Origin of the sequence: Streptomyces sp. NPDC004732 (genome assembly GCF_040609235.1) — a bacterium.
Lineage (GTDB): Bacteria > Actinomycetota > Actinomycetes > Streptomycetales > Streptomycetaceae > Streptomyces.
In genome coordinates this window covers 546,657-563,326 of the sequence record NZ_JBEXJR010000004.1, presented here as the reverse complement: position 1 = coordinate 563,326, position 16,670 = coordinate 546,657, and the positions used below count along the sequence as shown (strand labels likewise).

Below are 16,670 nucleotides of genomic sequence, written 5' to 3'. Positions count from 1 at the left end.
TGCTCAAGCAGGCCATCGAGCGGTCGGAGCTCAGGACGACCCTCACCGCGCTCTTCTCCCCGCACTCGCTCTTCGCGGACGGATTCCTGGACAGCCAACGGCAGTTCCTCTCCGGTCAGTTGCAGAGCGCGGTGTCCAGCAGGCGCTCGGCGTCGTGGCGGCCCTCGTTGTCGGAGCCCGGGAAGGCGGTGACGGCGATGGTGGCGGCGCGGCCGTCGTCGGTCGCGGCCGGGAAGGTCGAGTAGCCGAGGACGTCGCCGTCGTGCCCCCACAACAGGCCGCCGCAGCTCAGCGGGCGGCTGAACAGACCGAGCCCGTACCGGGTGCCCGCCGGGTACCCGGAGTCGGCCGGGAGCTCCATGGTCCTGCGCATCTGGGCGAGCTGAGCGGGCTTCAGCAGCTTGCCGCCGAGCAGGGCGCCGAAGAAGCGGTTCAGGTCGCTGGGGGTGGAGATCAGGGCACCGGCGGCCCAGGCCACGGACGGGTCCATCTCGGTGACGTCCAGCAGCGGCGCACCCGGCTCCGACGCGACGTAGCCGTGCGGGTGGGCGCCCCGGATGCCCTGGTCGCCCACGGCCGGGAAGTAGGTGCGCCGCAGCCCTGCGCGGTCGATGATCCGGCGGGTGATCTCCTCGCCCACCGGGCGGCCGGTGACCTGCTCGACGAGCAGCCCGGCCACCACGTAGTTGGTGCTGCTGTACTGCCAGTCCGTGCCGGGCGGGAACGTCGCCTTGTGCCGGAGCGCGTGGTCGAGCAGTGCCCGGGGCTCGTGGTAGCGGTGGCGGTTGCCGACCAGGTCGTCGAGGTACTGGACGTAGTCGGGCAGTCCGCTGGTCTGCTGGAGCAGCTGACGCACCGTGATGCGGCGGCCGTCGATGCCGTCGCCGCGCAGCAGCCCCGGCAGGTAGGTGTCGACCGGGGCGTCCAGGGCGACCTTGCCCTCGCCGACGAGTTGCAGGACGACGACGGCGGTGAAGGACTTGGTGTTGCTCGCGGCCCGCACCTGCCCGTCGACCGGTACCTTTGCCCCGGTCCGCAGGTCCGAGACGCCCGCGACGGCGTTGCGGGTGCGCCCGTCGCGGCTGGTGACAGCGGCCAGCGCGGCGGGGTAGCCGTCGTCCTGCACCAGCCGGTCCAGCCCTCGCTGGACCGGCCCGGCGACGCGGGTCTGCGCGGCGGACGCTGGGAGTGTGCCCGCCAGGACCAGGGCGGCCGCGCCCGACACGGCGACCGCCGTGATCCGCCGACGGTGAGAGCGCTTCGACATGAGGGGCCTTCCTCCGGTACGGGGCTGTGGCAGCGGAGTCCAGCCTGCTGGCGGCCCGCACGGGCGCACCATCCGGGCAGCCACAGGAGCACTACTGGGGCTGCCCCCACCTCGGTCGGCCCACGAGCCGCGTTGCGCGGCCCCTCTCCCAGGTCAGGGAGCGGTGGGCAGGTGTGTCGCAGCCCGTTCCGCCGCCTGGACCACCTTCTCGGTGTCCACGCCCACGAGTTCGCCGCCGGTCTTGCGCAGTCTGCCGTCCACGTAGACGTCGGTGATGTTGTGCGGCTGGCCGTTGAGGATGATCTGGCTCGTCCAGTCGAAGCGGGGGGCGAAGTTCAAGGTGCCCGGGTCGAGGACGAGGACGTCGGCGCGCTTGCCGGGGGTCAGCGAACCCACCTGGTCGGCCATGCCGATGGCCTCGGCGCCGCCCATCGTGCCCATGCGGAGTACGGCGGGGAGCGTCGGGTGGATCTGCGGGTCCTCGTGCACGGCCCGTTGGAGGCCGACCGCGGCCTTCATGAGAGCGAACATGTCGGAGGTGTCGTTGGTTCCGCCGTCGTGGCCCAGGCCCGCCTTCACCCCGGCCCTGTGCATCTTGGGCAGCGGCATGACGCCCGAGGCGAGACGCATGTTGCTCAGCGGGCAGTGCGCCACCCGTACGTCGTGGTCGCCGAGGAGCGCGATCTCCTCGCGGCTCAGGTGTATGGCGTGGTTCATCAGCAGGTCGGGGCCGAATGCACCGATCTCCCGCAAGGTCCGGATCTGTTCGTCGTCGCGGTCCGTACGGTGCTCCAGCACGTGCGAGTTGAGCATCAGCCCCAACTCCTGGGCCTGCTTCCAGGAGGCGCGCAGCGACGCGATGCCATCCCTGCGCGCGTGCACCGCCACCTGGGCGGAGGCCAGCGGCAGCGGATCGATGAGCCTCTCCTTGACAACGCGGACCTGTTCCTCCGCGCCTTCGAAGGCGGCCATGGCGTAGACGAAGCGGAGCCCAGCGTCGTCCAGAGCCTGCACGTACTGCTCGCTCGTCGCGTACGGGATCGCGTGCACCCAGTCGACCAGAGTGGTCACGCCCGCTTGGAGGGCATCGAGTGCGGACAGGTGGACGAAGGCGTACATGTCCGCGGCGTCGATCTTCGGCAGCGTCGGGCGGTTGCACGTCTTCAGCCAGCCGACCACGTCCTGGTCCGAGCAGCCGCCCCTGATGCTGGACTGCCACAGGTGGTTGTGGATGTCCACGAACCCCGGCAGCACGAACCGGCCGGAGACGTCCCGCACCCGGGCGTCCGACGGCGCCTCCAGATCCGTACCGACGTCTGCGATCTTTCCGTGCCGCAACAAAACGTCGGCATTTTCGAGCAGGCCGAGCTCCCCCTTACCGATGTGGGGGTCCATGGTCAGGACGAGTGCGGCGCCCCGGAGCAGGGTCGTTCGCCCGGGGCGGTCGGTTCCGGCGGCCGCCGATCCGGTGGCTCCGGAGACAGCGGCGAGGGAGATTCCACCGGCACCGGCGAGGACGCTGCGGCGCTTGGGGCGGGATGGTTTCTGTGAGGTCATTGCGGCGTTATATCGCCGGGCGCGGCGCCGTCGTCAGTCCAGAATCAGCCCATGGTCCGGAATTCAAATTCCGCGATGCGGATGACGAAAGGTGTCCAACTCCGGTGCTCCCGGCGTGAATCCCCGCCAATCCGCCGACCGACTCGCACCACGGCCTGATCCGCGCAGCCGTATGGCCTGCGTCGATGGGCCCCAGGCACCGCGTGGCGCGAAATCGATCAGCCCGCCCTCGAAGTGGCTCAGTTGGACGTCATCCCGCCGTCCACGGCCAGCGCCGTCCCCGTGGAGAACGACGCGCGGTCGCTGCACAGCCACAGGGCCGCCTGGGCGATCTCGACCGGGTCCGCCATGCGCTTCTGCATCTGGCGGGCGACGAAGGCCTGCTCCAGTTCCGGATGCGCCTCGACCGCGTGACTGATCATTTCCGTGCGGGTGGTGCCGACGACGAGCGTGTTGATGCGGATGTCGTGCGCGGCGTACTCGGCCGCGGCGGCCCTGGTCATGCCGAGCACCGCGTGCTTCGCGGCGACGTAGGGCACGGGTGCCCCGGTGGCGACCATCGCCGCCGTGCTTGCCGTGTTGACGATCGCGCCCTTGCCCGCTTCGAGCATGACCGGGATCTGCGAGCGCAGGCAGTTCCAGGTGCCGCGGACGTTCACGTCCATCGTGCGGTCGAAGACGGCCTGGTCGAGCACGTGCAGCGGCGCAAGTTCCGTACCCGCATAGCCCGCGTTGTTGAACGCGGCGTCCAGGGCGCCGAAGTGCTCGCGCGTGGCGTCGACGGCGCGCTGGACGTCGTCGGCGTCCGCGACGTCGCCGGTGCTCACCGCCGCGCGGCCGCCCGAGTCGTTGATCTCGCGGGCGAGTTGTTTCAGTGTGTCCTCGCGGCGGGCCATCAGCAGGACCGCCGCCCCCTCGGCGGCGAACAGCCGTGCGGCGGCCTCGCCGATCCCGCTCGAAGCCCCCGTGATCATGACGGCCTTGCCGGCCAGCATTCCATTCGATTCGGTCATGCGGTGAGTAAAACCCGTACAGGCCGGGATCACACCCCTCAAAGATCATGAGATCCCCCACAGTGCTCCTCCACAGTGACAACCACAGTGACAACTCACTTGCGGGGCCGCCCGGACCGGTCCGAGACTCGGTCCGGATCAGGGGGCGGGTGCATGGACGAGAACGGGCTCGGTGTGCGACTCATGGCGGCGGTTCGGGCCAGGGATGTCGAGGCGGTGCGGGCACTGTTGGACGACGGGGCGGATCCGGACGCGGTGGACGGGAGCGGGCTGCCCGCGTTGTGTGTCGCGGTCGCGGCGTACGACGCGCCGGTCGCCGAAGCCCTGGTGGAGGGCGGGGCCGACCCGGACCGGGTGCTGCCCGACGGGACCACGCCGCTGTGGCGTGCGGTCGACGGCGGCTCGCACGCGGTCTTCGCGGCCGTGCTCGGCAGGGAGCCCCGGCTGCGGCTGCCGGAATCCGAGCGGGCACGGCTCATCGCCCTGGCCGCGGACTGGTACGGAACAGGGGCGGTCGAGGGGCTGCGGCGCAGGACCGGTGCGGCGGGGTCCGCCACCACGGTCCGGGTCACCGACGACGCGTACGACTGGGTCGATGAGGTCTCGCTCGGCGGGCGCGTCGTGCGGGCCGGGCACGGCGCCGTGCTGAGCACGCTGGAATGGGCCTTCCGCATCCCGACCCCCGTCGACGAACTGGTCACCCGTGCCGTCCGGACGCCGGACGAGGAGCATGCCGACTGGTCGGCGGTCTGCTGGGTCCTCGTCGACCGTCGCAGCGACGAGACCTGGTCGGCCCTGGTCGCCCACCGCCACCACCCGGACCCGGCCCGCCGCCGGTTCGTCGCCGACTGTCTGCGGACGCGCTCGTTCGTCGACTGCGACCGTCCCCGCTACGGCGAGCGGGAGACCGAGGTCCTGGTCGCCTGGTCCGCCGAGGAGAGGGACAGCGCGGTCCTCGCCAAGGTGCTCGGCGCGCTCACGGAGTACGAACACCCGGACCTGGAGGCCGCCGGGCTCCGCCACGCCGACCACCCCGACCCGCGCGTACGCCGCGAAGTGCCGGACGCCCTCCTCACGGACGACGGCGGTCGGCGCTCCCCGGCGGGCAGGGCCGCGCTGCTCGTCCTCACCCGCGACCCGGACACGGAAGTCCGGCTCAGGGCCTGCTCGGTGGGCGCGAACGATGAGGTCCTGCGGTCCGAGGTCACCCGGGCGCTGGTCCTGATGATCGAGGCCCCGGACGCCGCTGTGCGCAGGAGGGCGGCCGAGATCCTGGCCGCTTCCGCCGACCGCGGGCCCGCCGTCACGGACGCCCTGATGGCGATGCTGGACGAGGACGACCAGATCCTGCGTCTGGAGGCAGCATGGGGGCTGGCCCGCCGCGACGACCCGCGCACCGAGGAGGCGTACGAACGTGTGGGCCCTCTCGGTCCGGGCTTCGAGGAGGACCACCGGGCCAGTGCACTCCTGCACTGGAAGTGGCGGCGGCGGGACGCGGCGGCCGCGGCCTCCGCTACGGCTTCGTGAAGCCCACGTCGGCCGCCCGCGCGACGATCTCGACCTCGTCGCCGAGGGTCCACTCCGCGACGCGCGACACCGTCGCCGCGGGCACCACGTCGCTGATGCCCTCGGCGGCCGGGATGTCGTAGGTCCCGTGGGCGTCGTGCGGCAGGACGACGCGGAAGCCGAGCTCCAGGGCGGTGCTCGCGGTCGCCCGCACGCACATCTCCGACATCACGCCGCAGACGGCGAGTTCCTTCACTCCGGCGTCGCGCAGCAGCCCTTCGAGCGGGCTCTCCTCGAAGCCGTCGTCGACGGTCTTGCGCAGGAGGACCTCGCCCCGGTCCGTGTCGACGGGCAGGTGGATCTCCCAGCCGGGAGTGCCCGGTTCGTCGGAGGTGCCGGGCTCCCCGTCGTTCTGCAGCTGGATCACGACCGCGCCGCTCTCGCGCGCCCTGGCCAACAGCCCCCGCACGCTCTCCAGGAGGCGCTCCACGTCGGGCACGGCGCCGTCGCCGTCGACAAAAGCCTTCTGCATGTCGACGACGATCAGTGCCTGGACGGGCGCGACGGCCTGGTCGGGGGCGAGGGACGGGATGGGCTGCGTGGGCATCGGCGGGTTCGTCACCCCGCCATCATCCCTACGAGACGCGAGACCTCAACTTGATTAACGTACGGGGGTATGAGCACGGACCTGACCGTCCTCCTCGTCGTCGCCGCCGTTCTGGTCGCCGCGACCCTCGCCGTCGCGGTCGCCCTGCTCATACGCCTGGTCCGGACCCGCCGCGCCCTGCTCAGAGCCGGGCTCCCCGTGGAGCGGCAGTGGGTCTTCTGGGCCGCGGTCGTCTATCTCGTGCTGCCCACCGACCTGGTGCCGGACCCCGTCTACCTCGATGACATCGGGGTGCTGCTGCTGGCGCTGCGGTCCCTGCGGTCAGCCTCCGACGGGCCGTCCGCGCCGCGTGGTTGAGAGGCGGGCCTTCATCAGGAGGGCGTGCATGCACTCCGTCACCTGTGTGACGTCCTCGACCATCTGGTGGAACGGGAGGCGGACGTCCGCCTGACCGCGGGCGCGTTCGAGGCGCAGGGAGATCCCGTGCCGGTCGATGGCGAGCGGGCGGACCCGCACCACACCCTGCAGACTGTCGGGGCTGATGAGGCGGGTGAGTTGCTCGACGGCGTCCGGGTGGGCGTCGGCGAGATGGGTGAGCAGGCGCGACTCCGCCTCGGCGAGCAGATCGGGCACGGTCAGGGAGAATTCGTCGAGCTCCACCCCCTGACGCTCCCCGTTGGAGTCGTGCAGCACGGCGCACGTCGGCTCGAAGACGAGGTGCTCGCCGTCGTACCCCAGCGCCCCGGAGAGCCAGAGCCGTGCGCGGATCCGGTCCCGCATCGGCACCGGTGAGACATCGGCGAACTCGACCAGGGTGGACGGCTCGCCGCGCGGCGCACAGATGAGGGCGGCGGCGAGCGCGCTGTCGTCCGGCGGCGACAGGAGGATCCTGCCGTCCTCGGTCACGGTGTGCGCGCCCACGAGTTCGTCCCTGCCGATCTCCGTGGTCACCGCGCAGGACCACGCGGTGGCGAGCACGGAACGCGCGCGTGCCGCCGCTGTGGGCACGGTTGTGCTGCTGTGACGGACACCCATCCTCAACCTCCATTAGGTAAGCCTTGCCTAACTTATCGAAGATTGCTGAACAGGGCCAGTACGCGTCTCGGCCCCGCGCGGCGAACCACGCGGGGCCGAGAGATGTACGTCGAGCGGCGGAAACGGGCGTCGAACGAAGCCCGGCGTCAGTGCCCTCGGGCGATCCACTCCTCCAGGTGCGGCGCCTCGGCGCCGACCGTGCTGCTGTCGCCGTGCCCGGTGCGCACCACCGTCTCGGACGGCAGCGTCAGCAGCCGCTCCTTGATGGACTCCACGATCGTCGGGAAGTCGCTGAAGGAACGGCCCGTGGCACCCGGACCACCGGCGAACAGCGTGTCGCCCGTGAAGACCGTGCCGAGGGCGGGCGCGTACAGACTGACCGCGCCGTGGCAGTGGCCCGGCGTGTGCAGCACCTTCAGGACCGTGCCCGCCACGGTGAGTTCCTGCCCGTCGGACAGCTCACCGTCCGGGGCCCGGTCGGGATGGGTCTGCTTCCACAGCTCCGTGTCGGCCGGGTGCAGCAGGATCGGCGCGCCCGAGCGGGCCGCGAGCGCCGGGGCCGCGTCGATGTGGTCGTCGTGCGCGTGCGTACAGACGATCGCGACCAGACGCCGCTCGCCCACCGCGGTCGCGATGGCGTCCGCGTCGTGCGCGGCATCGATGACGACGCACTCGCTGTCGTCACCCACGATCCACACGTTGTTGTCGACCTCCCAGGTGCCGCCGTCCAGGGAGAAGGTCCCCGACGTGACGAGATGGTCGATCCGCGCGCCGGACGCGCCCGCAGCAGCTTCGGCCGCCATCAGAACATCACCACCGAACGGAGGACGTCACCGTGGTGCATGCGCTCGAAGGCCTTCTCCACGTCCTCCAGGGCGATGGTCTCCGTGACGAACGCGTCCAGGTCAAGGCGCCCCTGCTGGTACAGGTCGATGAGCATCGGGAAGTCGCGGGACGGCAGGCAGTCGCCGTACCAGCTCGACTTGAGGGCACCGCCGCGCCCGAAGACGTCGAGCAGCGGCAGCTCGATCTTCATCTCCGGCGTCGGCACTCCGACCAGGACGACCGTGCCCGCCAGGTCGCGGGCGTAGAAGGCCTGCTCGTACGTCTCCGGGCGGCCGACCGCCTCGATGACGACGTCGGCTCCGTTGCCGCCGGTCAGCTCGCGCACCGCCTCGATGGGGTCGACGGAGCGGGAGTTGACCGTGTGCGTGGCACCAAGCCCCTTCGCCGTCTCCAGCTTCTTGTCGTCGATGTCCACGGCGATGATCCGGGAGGCTCCCGCAAGGCGGGCGCCCACGACCGCGGCGTTGCCGACGCCGCCGCAGCCGATGACCGCGACCGAGTCGCCCCGGCCCACGTTGCCGGTGTTGATGGCGGCGCCGATGCCCGCCATCACGCCGCAGCCGAGGAGTCCGGCCGCGGCGGGCGAGGCGGCCGGGTCGACCTTGGTGCACTGCCCGGCGGCGACGAGGGTCTTCTCGGCGAAGGCGCCGATACCGAGCGCGGGCGAGAGCTCGGTGCCGTCGGCCAGGGTCATCTTCTGCTTCGCGTTGTGCGTGTCGAAGCAGTACTGGGGGCGGCCGCGCTGACACGCACGGCACTGCCCGCACACCGCGCGCCAGTTGAGGATCACGAAGTCGCCGACCGCGACCTCGGTGACGCCCTCGCCGACCGACTCCACGAGGCCCGCCGCCTCGTGCCCGAGCAGGAACGGGAAGTCGTCGTTGATGCCGCCCTCGCGGTAGTGCAGGTCCGTGTGACAGACCCCGCACGCCTGGATCTTCACCACGGCTTCCCCCGGGCCCGGATCCGGGACGGTGATCGTCTCGATCCGCACCGGCTCGCCCTTCGCGCGTGCGATCACGCCCTGCACCTGCTGCGCCATGACTTCAGCCCTTCTATCTCTACACGTCTTACTCCCACATCGTTACAGGTCGGGCGCCCCGACACAGCACTCCCTCCGCTCCTTTCCGGGTCCACGCGTCCCGGGATCTAGGGTGTGCCCGTGCGCACCCTCGCCGCCCAGGCCCTGCTGCCGGTCAACACGGCGCTCGCCGTCGCCCTGCTCGTGCTGCTGCTGGCCGCCGCGACGACGGCGGCCGTCTTCCGGCTCGCCCCCGACGGCTCGCGCGGCAGGGCCCGGGAGATCGTGGTCGCCGGGGTGCGCGCCACGGTCCAGCTGGCGGCGGCTTCCCTGGTGATCGCCTGGGTCGTGCACCACACGGCCGCCCTCTACGCCTTCCTCCTCCTCATGTTCGCCGTGGCCACCCGCACCGCGGGCCGTCGCATCACCCCGAACTCCACGTGGTGGTGGGCGGCGCTGCCCGTCGCGGGACCCGTCGTCCCCGTGGTCGCCGGACTGGTCCTCGCGGGCCTGCTCCCCGTGCGGGGCATCGCCATGATTCCCGTGACCGGCATCCTCATCGGCGGGGCGCTCACCGCGACGGTCCTCGCGGGGCGCCGCGCCCTCGACGAGCTGCGCACCCGTTTCGGCGAGTTCGAGGCGGGCATCGCCCTCGGCCTGCCCGACCGCGACGCGCGCCTCGAAGTGATCCGCCCGGCCGCGTCGGACGCGCTGCTGCCGGGACTCGACCAGACCCGGACGGTGGGCCTGGTCACCCTCCCCGGCGCCTTCGTCGGCATGCTCCTGGGCGGCGCGTCACCGGCGCTCGCCGGAGCAGTGCAGCTCTTCGTCCTGATCGCCCTGATGGCGGTCCAGGCGCTCGCCGTGGCCCTCACGGTCGAACTGGTCGCCTGCGGGCGGCTGCACCGAGACGCCACTACGCCCCTTCAAGAAACCGCGCCGCCGCCGCAGTAACACGCCCCGCCCTGCGCGACGCACCCGCGGCACGGTCCCGATCATCGCCTCCCCCTGCGTCCCCTGCGCCCCCTGCGTCCGCCCCGAGCTCCGCGCGGCGCCGCACGCCCTTCTCCTTGGTGAGCCGAACGGTTCGACGGGTCACGCGTGCCTCCCCTTCGTACGCCTGCCCTTCCGCAGACACACGAACGCCGGAACCACGCTGTCCGCGTCCGCGTCGTGCAGCAGATGCCGCATCTCGGCCGCCTCCCCGTCACGGATGCGCCGCTCCAGTTCTTCCTCTGTCACGTCCAGGTCTGCGATGGTCGCCATGACTCCCCCTAAGGCGGTGACTGGATGCGTAACCACGCTCGCGGGAGGATTCGAAGCCGCGGGCTGCGGGGATTGCGTGAAAGCCGAAGCACCTGCCCGATGCCGACGAAAAGGGCCGAGCCCCCTCCTTGATCCCCCGTGGCCGGTCAGGATGCTGTCCCATGGACCTCGCAGGCGTGGCAGCAGTGATCGGACTCGCAGGAATCCGCACCGCAGCGACAGATGTGCACAAGCCGGCGTACGAACTGGGCCTGGTGGCGGGCCTGACGAGACCGATTCGTCACCTGAAACAACTGACCGCCGTTGCCTGCCGCAGTGGCACTGCCATCGAGGAGAGCGTCTACCAGCCCAGGGCTCTCCGGCCTACGCTGCTGGCGTGGACAGCACCTTCGTCATGGCAGCCGTCGGCTTGGCGCTGTCGGCCGTTTCGGTCTGCTGGCAGATCACCAGTCACTTTCTGAACAGCGGACGTGTTCGCTGCCACATGTCTGTGGGCTTGAGTGGGCGATCCACTTTCGCCGAAGGAAATGACTACAGCCTGAGCACTTTCCCTGCCGGCGATCGCCCCTACGACACATATGCCGCGTACGACCGGACAGATTTTCCGTACGACGTCCTCATGATTCAGGCCACCAACACCGGCCGCGCACCTATAGCCGTGAGCTGGCCCAACGCTCATTTCGGGCGCAAGCTGCACTGGGGCATTGGAACCATGCCTCTCGGGTTCACCATGACCGGTAGCTACTACCTACTCGCTCCGGGAGAAACACGGGAGTGGGTCATGCCCATATGGCCGTCCGTCGACAGATTCCGCGAACTCCTCCCCGGCCTGCCGGTTCTCCTGCGCGCCTCGGTCGGCTTGAACGGAGGGCGTCGTTGCATTACTCCGCGCCGTAATTTCCTGGCCATACCGGAAGGCGCACGCTCGCTCATCGCTGGCTCGCCCCCCGAAGAACGCTGAGGTCACCACACCCCCAACCAGCGCCCTGCGGCAACGGCACGAGGAAGGCGCCCGGTCCGGGATGGACGGGTGCCTTGGGTGTTGGTGTGGGTGACGATGAAGCAGGCCACTCGTGGGGCGTAGGCTCCGGAGCATGTCTGTCTACCAAGAAGAAATCGGTGCTCTTCAGGGCGGCCCCGCCGACCTGCGTCAGTACGAGGGCAAGGCCGTGCTTGTCGTCAACGTGGCCTCCAAGTGTGGTCTCACTCCACAGTACGCGGGGCTTGAGCGGCTTCACGAGCAGTACGCGGCTCGTGGGTTCAGCGTGGTCGGCGTGCCCTGCAACCAGTTCATGGGGCAGGAGCCCGGCACCTCGGAGGAGATCGCCGAGTTCTGCTCGGCGACGTACGGCGTGACCTTCCCGATGACGGAGAAGGTCGACGTCAACGGCGAGCACCGGCACCCGCTCTACACGCGCCTCGTCGACACGGCGGACGCCGAGGGGCACACGGGTGACATCAGGTGGAACTTCGAGAAGTTCCTCGTGGACCCGTCCGGCAACGTCGTCGCGCGCTTCTCGCCGCAGACCGAGCCCGACTCCGCCGAGCTCGTAGCCGCCGTCGAGAAGCACCTTCCGGCCTGACCTCCGGCGACTTCGGTCCGCCCGTCGTCGACTTTCGGGCGACTCGTGAGCGGGGCCTTGCCGCCTGGCGTCGAAGCATGGCTTCCGTCCGGCGGCTCGGCCCCGCTGTCGCGCTCTTCCTGCTGACACCCTTCGTCGGCGAGTTCCTGCTGGGGAACCTCACAGCGGCCGAGTCCGCCCTCGGGATCGTGCTCGCGCCGCTGTACGGCTGCGGGCCGAGCGACCCGTTCCCGGCGCACAGGGAACTCTCCATCGCGCGCCCGAGCCCAGCCGCCGTGCAGGGCAAGCAAAGTGACGGGGCGACACCTTCACGGGCGACCGGACCAGGGCCTCCCCCGACCTCCGCACGGAGCAGCGGTACCTCCAGCCGGGCCAAGCCGATCTGCGGACTCCGGGCAGCGCTCATACGGTGGCTGAATGGTCATCAGGTACCTTTCGCGTCCCTTCTCCGTACGCACCGCGGCCCTCGCCCTCGGTGCTCTGGTCCTCCTGTCCTCACCGGTACTGTCCTCACCGGTCGCGGCCTCCGAGGCCCCGGCCGAACCCGCGCCCCCGCGGCCGGTCCCCGCCTACTCCTCGACCCTCCTCGACCGGGCGGGCACCCAGGTCAGGCCCGGCCCCGGCGCACCCACGGTGCCCGCCGGGGTGTCCGCGCTCGCGTGGGTGGTGGCGGACGCCCATACGGGCGAAGTGCTCGGCGCACGGAACGCGCACCGCCCGCTGCCGCCCGCCTCGACGCTCAAGTCGCTCTTCGCCCTGGCGACGCTGCCCCGCCTCGACGCCGACATGCGGCACGTGGTCTCGGAGCACGAACTCGACCAGGTCGGTGAGGGCAGCAGCATGGTGGGCGTCGCGGAGGGGCGCGCCTACCAGGTCGCCGACCTGTGGCGGGGCGTGTTCCTCAGCTCGGGGAACGACGCCGTGCACGTCCTCGCGGGACTCAACGGCGGTCTGCAGAAGACGGTCCAGCAGATGCGCGCCAAGGCCCGCGAGCTGGGCGCGCGCGACACACACGTGGTGTCGCCGGACGGCTACGACGCGGCGGGGCAGGTCTCGTCGGCGTACGACCTCGCGGTCTTCGGCAAGGCCGGGCTCGCCGACCCGGAGTTCGCCCGGTACTGCTCGACCCGTGTCGCGCGCTTCCCTGCGGGCGGCTGGTCGTACCCCATCCAGAACACCAACCGGCTGCTGACCGGCGCTGACGGCGTGACGCCCTACCCGGGGCTGCTCGGCGTCAAGAACGGCTACACCACCCATGCGGGCTCCACCCTCATCAGCGCGGCCCAGCGCGGCGGGCGCACGCTCGTCGTGACGGTGATGAACCCGCAGGCGGGCGGCGGACGGGCCGTGTACGAGGAGGCGAGGTCGCTGCTCGACTGGGGGTTCGCGGCGGCCGGAAAGGTACGTCCGGTGGGATCGCTGCTGCCGCCGAAGGAGACCCGCCCGGCAGCCAGCCCCGCGCACGCGGGCGAGCAGACCGCCCTGGCCGTGCAGCCGGGCGACTCGGACTGGCCTGCGGTGCTGCTGGTCGTCGCGGGCTCGGGCGTGCTGCTCGCGGGGTGCGTCCTGGCCGTCCGTCGGCGGAGGGCTACGGTGGCCCGGCGCAGGGACGCGCGGCGCGTCATCGAGTGAATCGTGGGCGCGCGGATTCGGGGACATTCGGGGAGGTCGTCCGGTGAGTGAGCTGCTGGGGGTGGCCGTGCTCGGGGCGGGCCACATGGGCGCCGACCACGTGCGGCGGATCGGCGAGACGGTGGGCGGGGCCCGTGTGGTGGCGGTCGCGGATCCCGACACGGCACGGGCCGAGACCGCGGTGGCGGGGCGCGAGGGAGTGTCGGTCCACCGGGAGGCGCAGGACGCGCTGCGTGCTCCCGGGGTGGACGCGGTCCTGGTGGCCTCGCCGGAGGCGGCGCACGAGGAGGCCATTCTGGCGGCCTGCGCGCGGGGCCTGCCGGTGCTCTGCGAGAAGCCGCTGACCCCCGATTCGGCCGCGGCCCTCAGGGTCGTCGAGGCGGAGGCCCGCCTCGGGCGCAGGCTGATCCAGGTGGGGTTCATGCGCCGGTACGACACCGAGTACGCGGCGCTGAAATCGCTCCTCGACTCCGGGGACCTGGGGCGTCCCCTGCTGCTGCACTGCCGCCACCGGAACGTCTCCTCTCCCCCGCACTTCACGTCCTCGATGCTGATCAGCAGTTCCGTCTCGCATGAGATCGACGCGGCCCGGTGGCTGCTCGGCCAGGAGATCACCGCGGTCACGGTGGTACGGCCGACGCCGTCGGCGGACGCCCCGCGGGGTCTGCTCGACCCGCAGCTGGTGCTCTTCGAGACGTCCGGGGGCGCGGTCGTCGACGTGGAGGTCTTCGTCAACTGCGGATTCGGCTACGAGGTGCGGTGCGAGGCGGTCTGCGAGCGGGGCAGCGCGCAGATCGGGGACGCGCACACGATGGTCGTACGGTCGCCGGGCCGGGCGCACGAGGACGTGGCGCAGGACTATCTGGTGCGCTTCGCCGATGCGTACGACCGCGAGGTACGGGCGTGGGCGGCCGCTGCCCGGGACGGCCGGGTCACGGGGCCGAGCGCATGGGACGGGTACGCGGCGGCGGCTGTCGCGGAGGCGGGCGTCTCCGCGCTGCGCACCGGCACGCGCGTCGTGGTGGAGATGGCGGGGCGGCCCGCGCTGTACGGCTGAGCGGTCCGCGATGCACGGCTGAGCGCAGTCCCTCAGACGCCGCCGAGCAGCCGCGAGAGTCCCTGGTCGAGATCGAGGCCCTGCCCCTCGCCGCCCGCGGGCACCACGGCGTACGACCGCACCAGGAACCTGCGCAGCGCGAGCTTGTCGAACTGCACGAGCGCCAGACCCTGGTGCGAGTGGAACTCCAGGACCGTCCGGGCCCGCCCGCACGGCCAGATGTGCACGTCACCGCTGCCGGCCGGTGCCCCGAGCCCCTCCTCCAAGAGCTGACGGGCGAAGATCCAGGTGACCTCCGCGCCGTCGAGCGACGCCTGTGAGGGGAACGCCATCTGGACGGCCAAGGGGTCCTCGGCCGCATAGCGCAGGACGACGGACAGAGCGCGTTCGCGACCCTCGGGGGTGATGAGACGGGCACGGGCGGGCTGCTCGAGGGTGACGGTCATGATCGTGCTCCACTTCTGATGTTCCAGCGCTCGGTAACCGGCTGCGGGGACTCCTGTGCCCTTATGACCCCTCACCAAGGGGTGCTATTACGCCAACATGTCGAGATATCCATGTGACCTACGCCACTCGCCTTTCCTCACTCGGACATTTGTGACCTAGAGTTTCGAACTCGTCCGAACCCACCGCAGTGGGAACAGTGGGAACGGGAGAGTGTCCTGCCATGACCGACGTCCCTGCCGACGTCCCCTCCGGCATATCCGCCGGTCCGGCCGCCCGAGTGCCCATCACAGGCGAGTACACGCGTGTCTTCGAGGAACAGCAGCCACGCCTGTTGGCCTACGCGCGCTCGCTCACCGGCAACGCCTGGCTCGCCGACGACCTCGTCGCGGAGGCGCACTTCCGGGTGTGGCGGCGCCTGTCCGCCGGGCACGAGATCGAGAACGTACCCGCGTATCTGACGACGACCGTGCGGCACCTGGCGGCGGCGGTCGGCCGGGGCGCCGGTAGCCGGGAGACGCCGCACGACCCGCAGGCCCCCGAGACCCTCCGGCTCACGGGCGTGGCGGACTCCCCCTTCGGCGGCAGCGGCGCGGAACCGGATCCTGCCGCGCGCGTCTCCTCCGTCGATCTGCTGACACGCGTCCTCGGGCAGCTGCCCGAGCGGTGGGTGAAGGCGCTGTGGCTGGCCGAGGCCGAGGGCCAGCCCCTGGAAGCGATCGGCCGACGCATCGGCGCGGGACGCGGCGCGACGGCCGTACTGCTGCACCGGGCCCGCGAAGGCATGCGCCAGGCCTTCCTGCGCGCGCACCCCGGCACCCCCGAGAACCCCTCCTGCGAGACGCACTGGGACCGCATGCCCGGCCATGTCCGGGGCGAGGCGTCGCCCCGGCAGTCCGAACGGCTCCTGTCCCACCTCGCCGGGTGCGCGGACTGCCGCGCCCGGCTCACCCTGCTGAGCCGCGCCAACGACCGGCTCCCGGCGCTCACCGGTCCCGCTCTGCTGATCTTCGTGCTCGGCGGTGCGGGCAAGTTCCTCGTTCCGCTGGCCGCGGGCTCTGCCACGGGGACGGCGGCCGCCGCCGGATCAGCGGGCCACGGCGGCGGGCCGCTGCACGGGCTGCGGCACGTCCTGACCGGCGGCGGCAAGGTGTCCGTCGCGGCGGCCGGGGCGATCGGAGCGACCGTGGCGGGGGCCGCGGTGGCGGCCGCACTCGTCCTCGGCGGCACGGAGCGGCCGACCGTGCCGGAGCAGCGGGCCGCGACGGCGGAGAGCGGCTTGCCGCAGCCACCGGCACCGCCGTGGCAGGCGGCACCGGACACCGGAGGCAAGGAGGACTCGGGCCCCGCGGGGGACGCGGGCCACGAGGAGTCCTCAGGCAACCGTGGCGGCGCACATGACGCGCCCCCGCCTCCTCGTACTCCCTCCGCACAACCTCAAGCTCCGGAACAGCCCCGAACCCCCGACCGGCCCGCACCCGGCCGACCCGCACCCGAGCAGCCCTCACCGGACACCCCCACGGCCCCCGCCCCGGAGAATCCGGCCACTCCCCCACCCCCCACACCGACCGAGCCGCCCCCACCGACCCCCACCCCCACCCCCACCCCGACACCAACACCAACACCAACACCAACACCAACACCAACACCAACACCAACACCAACCAAGCCCACCCCCGTGGACCCGACACCCGTCGACCCGACACCCATCGACCCGACCCCGGTCGAGCCCACCCCCGTCGAGCCCACCCCCACGGACCCCCCGTCCCCCGAGCCGACCGTCTGCGAACCCTGGATCGGCCCGATCCACATCTGCCACAGCCCTTGATCCGCCGC

The 16,670-nt window shown here is 71.5% G+C and carries 17 protein-coding genes; 8 read left to right on the top strand and 9 right to left on the bottom strand.

What is annotated here, in order from left to right; all coding sequences use genetic code 11:
- Window positions 1-115 precede the first annotated feature (115 nt).
- The 3 genes from ABZV77_RS14805 to ABZV77_RS14795 all read right to left on the bottom strand — a co-directional run bounded on the left by ABZV77_RS14805 (window position 116) and on the right by ABZV77_RS14795 (window position 3,837).
- Window positions 116-1,267, bottom strand: a complete 1,152-nt coding sequence (locus ABZV77_RS14805; RefSeq protein WP_356255583.1) for a serine hydrolase domain-containing protein — start codon at window positions 1,265-1,267, stop codon at window positions 116-118.
- Window positions 1,268-1,420: 153 nt separating this feature from the next.
- On the bottom strand, window positions 1,421-2,824 hold the full coding sequence (locus ABZV77_RS14800) for an amidohydrolase family protein (RefSeq protein WP_356255580.1): 1,404 nt from the start codon (window positions 2,822-2,824) through the stop codon (window positions 1,421-1,423).
- A 239-nt stretch (window positions 2,825-3,063) separates the two neighbouring features.
- Window positions 3,064-3,837, bottom strand: coding sequence for a glucose 1-dehydrogenase (locus ABZV77_RS14795; RefSeq protein ID WP_356255577.1), 774 nt, complete (start codon window positions 3,835-3,837; stop codon window positions 3,064-3,066).
- 153 nt (window positions 3,838-3,990) lie between these two features.
- On the opposite strand from ABZV77_RS14795, the gene ABZV77_RS14790 reads away from it, so the two are divergent.
- Window positions 3,991-5,364, top strand: a complete 1,374-nt coding sequence (locus tag ABZV77_RS14790; RefSeq protein ID WP_356255574.1) for a HEAT repeat domain-containing protein — start codon at window positions 3,991-3,993, stop codon at window positions 5,362-5,364.
- Here the strand turns inward: ABZV77_RS14790 and ABZV77_RS14785 are convergent.
- Window positions 5,351-5,950 carry an isochorismatase family protein gene (locus tag ABZV77_RS14785; protein ID WP_356255571.1) on the bottom strand — a complete coding sequence of 200 codons (600 nt, stop codon included), beginning with the start codon at window positions 5,948-5,950 and terminating at the stop codon, window positions 5,351-5,353. The two genes, ABZV77_RS14790 and ABZV77_RS14785, sit on opposite strands and share 14 nt — an antisense overlap.
- 69 nt (window positions 5,951-6,019) lie before the next feature.
- Here ABZV77_RS14785 and ABZV77_RS14780 point away from each other — a divergent pair, with 69 nt between their 5' ends.
- Window positions 6,020-6,307, top strand: a complete 288-nt coding sequence (locus tag ABZV77_RS14780) for a YkvA family protein (RefSeq protein ID WP_356255564.1) — start codon at window positions 6,020-6,022, stop codon at window positions 6,305-6,307.
- On the opposite strand, the gene ABZV77_RS14775 is transcribed toward ABZV77_RS14780, so the two are convergent.
- From ABZV77_RS14775 to ABZV77_RS14765, 3 genes are all read right to left on the bottom strand, one after another.
- Complete coding sequence (locus ABZV77_RS14775; RefSeq protein ID WP_356255561.1) at window positions 6,272-6,985, bottom strand: DUF2470 domain-containing protein; 714 nt, start codon at window positions 6,983-6,985, stop codon at window positions 6,272-6,274. The genes ABZV77_RS14780 and ABZV77_RS14775 overlap by 36 nt on opposite strands.
- A gap of 146 nt (window positions 6,986-7,131) precedes the next feature.
- Window positions 7,132-7,788 carry an MBL fold metallo-hydrolase gene (locus ABZV77_RS14770; RefSeq protein WP_356255558.1) on the bottom strand — a complete coding sequence of 219 codons (657 nt, stop codon included), beginning with the start codon at window positions 7,786-7,788 and terminating at the stop codon, window positions 7,132-7,134.
- Window positions 7,788-8,873, bottom strand: coding sequence for an S-(hydroxymethyl)mycothiol dehydrogenase (locus ABZV77_RS14765; RefSeq protein WP_356255556.1), 1,086 nt, complete (start codon window positions 8,871-8,873; stop codon window positions 7,788-7,790). The genes ABZV77_RS14770 and ABZV77_RS14765 overlap by 1 nt, the downstream gene beginning before the upstream one ends.
- Window positions 8,874-8,993: 120 nt before the next feature.
- On the opposite strand from ABZV77_RS14765, the gene ABZV77_RS14760 reads away from it, so the two are divergent.
- Window positions 8,994-9,806, top strand: coding sequence for an ABC transporter permease (locus ABZV77_RS14760; RefSeq protein ID WP_356255553.1), 813 nt, complete (start codon window positions 8,994-8,996; stop codon window positions 9,804-9,806).
- A 141-nt stretch (window positions 9,807-9,947) separates the two neighbouring features.
- Here the strand turns inward: ABZV77_RS14760 and ABZV77_RS14755 are convergent, their stop codons facing one another.
- Window positions 9,948-10,118 (bottom strand): hypothetical protein, encoded by a 171-nt coding sequence (locus ABZV77_RS14755; protein WP_356255550.1) that lies wholly within the window; start codon window positions 10,116-10,118, stop codon window positions 9,948-9,950.
- 376 nt (window positions 10,119-10,494) lie between these two features.
- Here ABZV77_RS14755 and ABZV77_RS14750 point away from each other — a divergent pair, with 376 nt between their 5' ends.
- The 4 genes from ABZV77_RS14750 (at window position 10,495) to ABZV77_RS14735 (ending at window position 14,390) form a co-directional block, all read left to right on the top strand.
- Window positions 10,495-11,079: a hypothetical protein gene (locus ABZV77_RS14750; RefSeq protein WP_356255547.1), complete on the top strand. Its 585-nt coding sequence runs from the start codon at window positions 10,495-10,497 to the stop codon at window positions 11,077-11,079.
- 133 nt (window positions 11,080-11,212) lie between these two features.
- Complete coding sequence (locus ABZV77_RS14745) at window positions 11,213-11,701, top strand: glutathione peroxidase (RefSeq protein WP_356255544.1); 489 nt, start codon at window positions 11,213-11,215, stop codon at window positions 11,699-11,701.
- Between the two features lie 417 nt (window positions 11,702-12,118).
- The gene (locus ABZV77_RS14740) at window positions 12,119-13,333 is read left to right on the top strand and encodes a serine hydrolase (RefSeq protein ID WP_356255542.1); all 1,215 of its coding nucleotides are present in this window, start codon (window positions 12,119-12,121) and stop codon (window positions 13,331-13,333) included.
- Between the two features lie 43 nt (window positions 13,334-13,376).
- A complete protein-coding gene (locus ABZV77_RS14735; protein ID WP_356255539.1) occupies window positions 13,377-14,390 on the top strand; it encodes a Gfo/Idh/MocA family oxidoreductase in 1,014 nt (337 codons plus the stop codon).
- Between the two features lie 32 nt (window positions 14,391-14,422).
- Here ABZV77_RS14735 and ABZV77_RS14730 read toward each other — a convergent pair whose 3' ends face one another.
- The gene (locus ABZV77_RS14730; RefSeq protein ID WP_356255536.1) at window positions 14,423-14,836 is read right to left on the bottom strand and encodes an SsgA family sporulation/cell division regulator; all 414 of its coding nucleotides are present in this window, start codon (window positions 14,834-14,836) and stop codon (window positions 14,423-14,425) included.
- Between the two features lie 221 nt (window positions 14,837-15,057).
- On the opposite strand from ABZV77_RS14730, the gene ABZV77_RS14725 reads away from it, so the two are divergent.
- On the top strand, window positions 15,058-16,662 hold the full coding sequence (locus ABZV77_RS14725) for a sigma factor (protein ID WP_356255533.1): 1,605 nt from the start codon (window positions 15,058-15,060) through the stop codon (window positions 16,660-16,662).
- Window positions 16,663-16,670 lie beyond the last annotated feature (8 nt).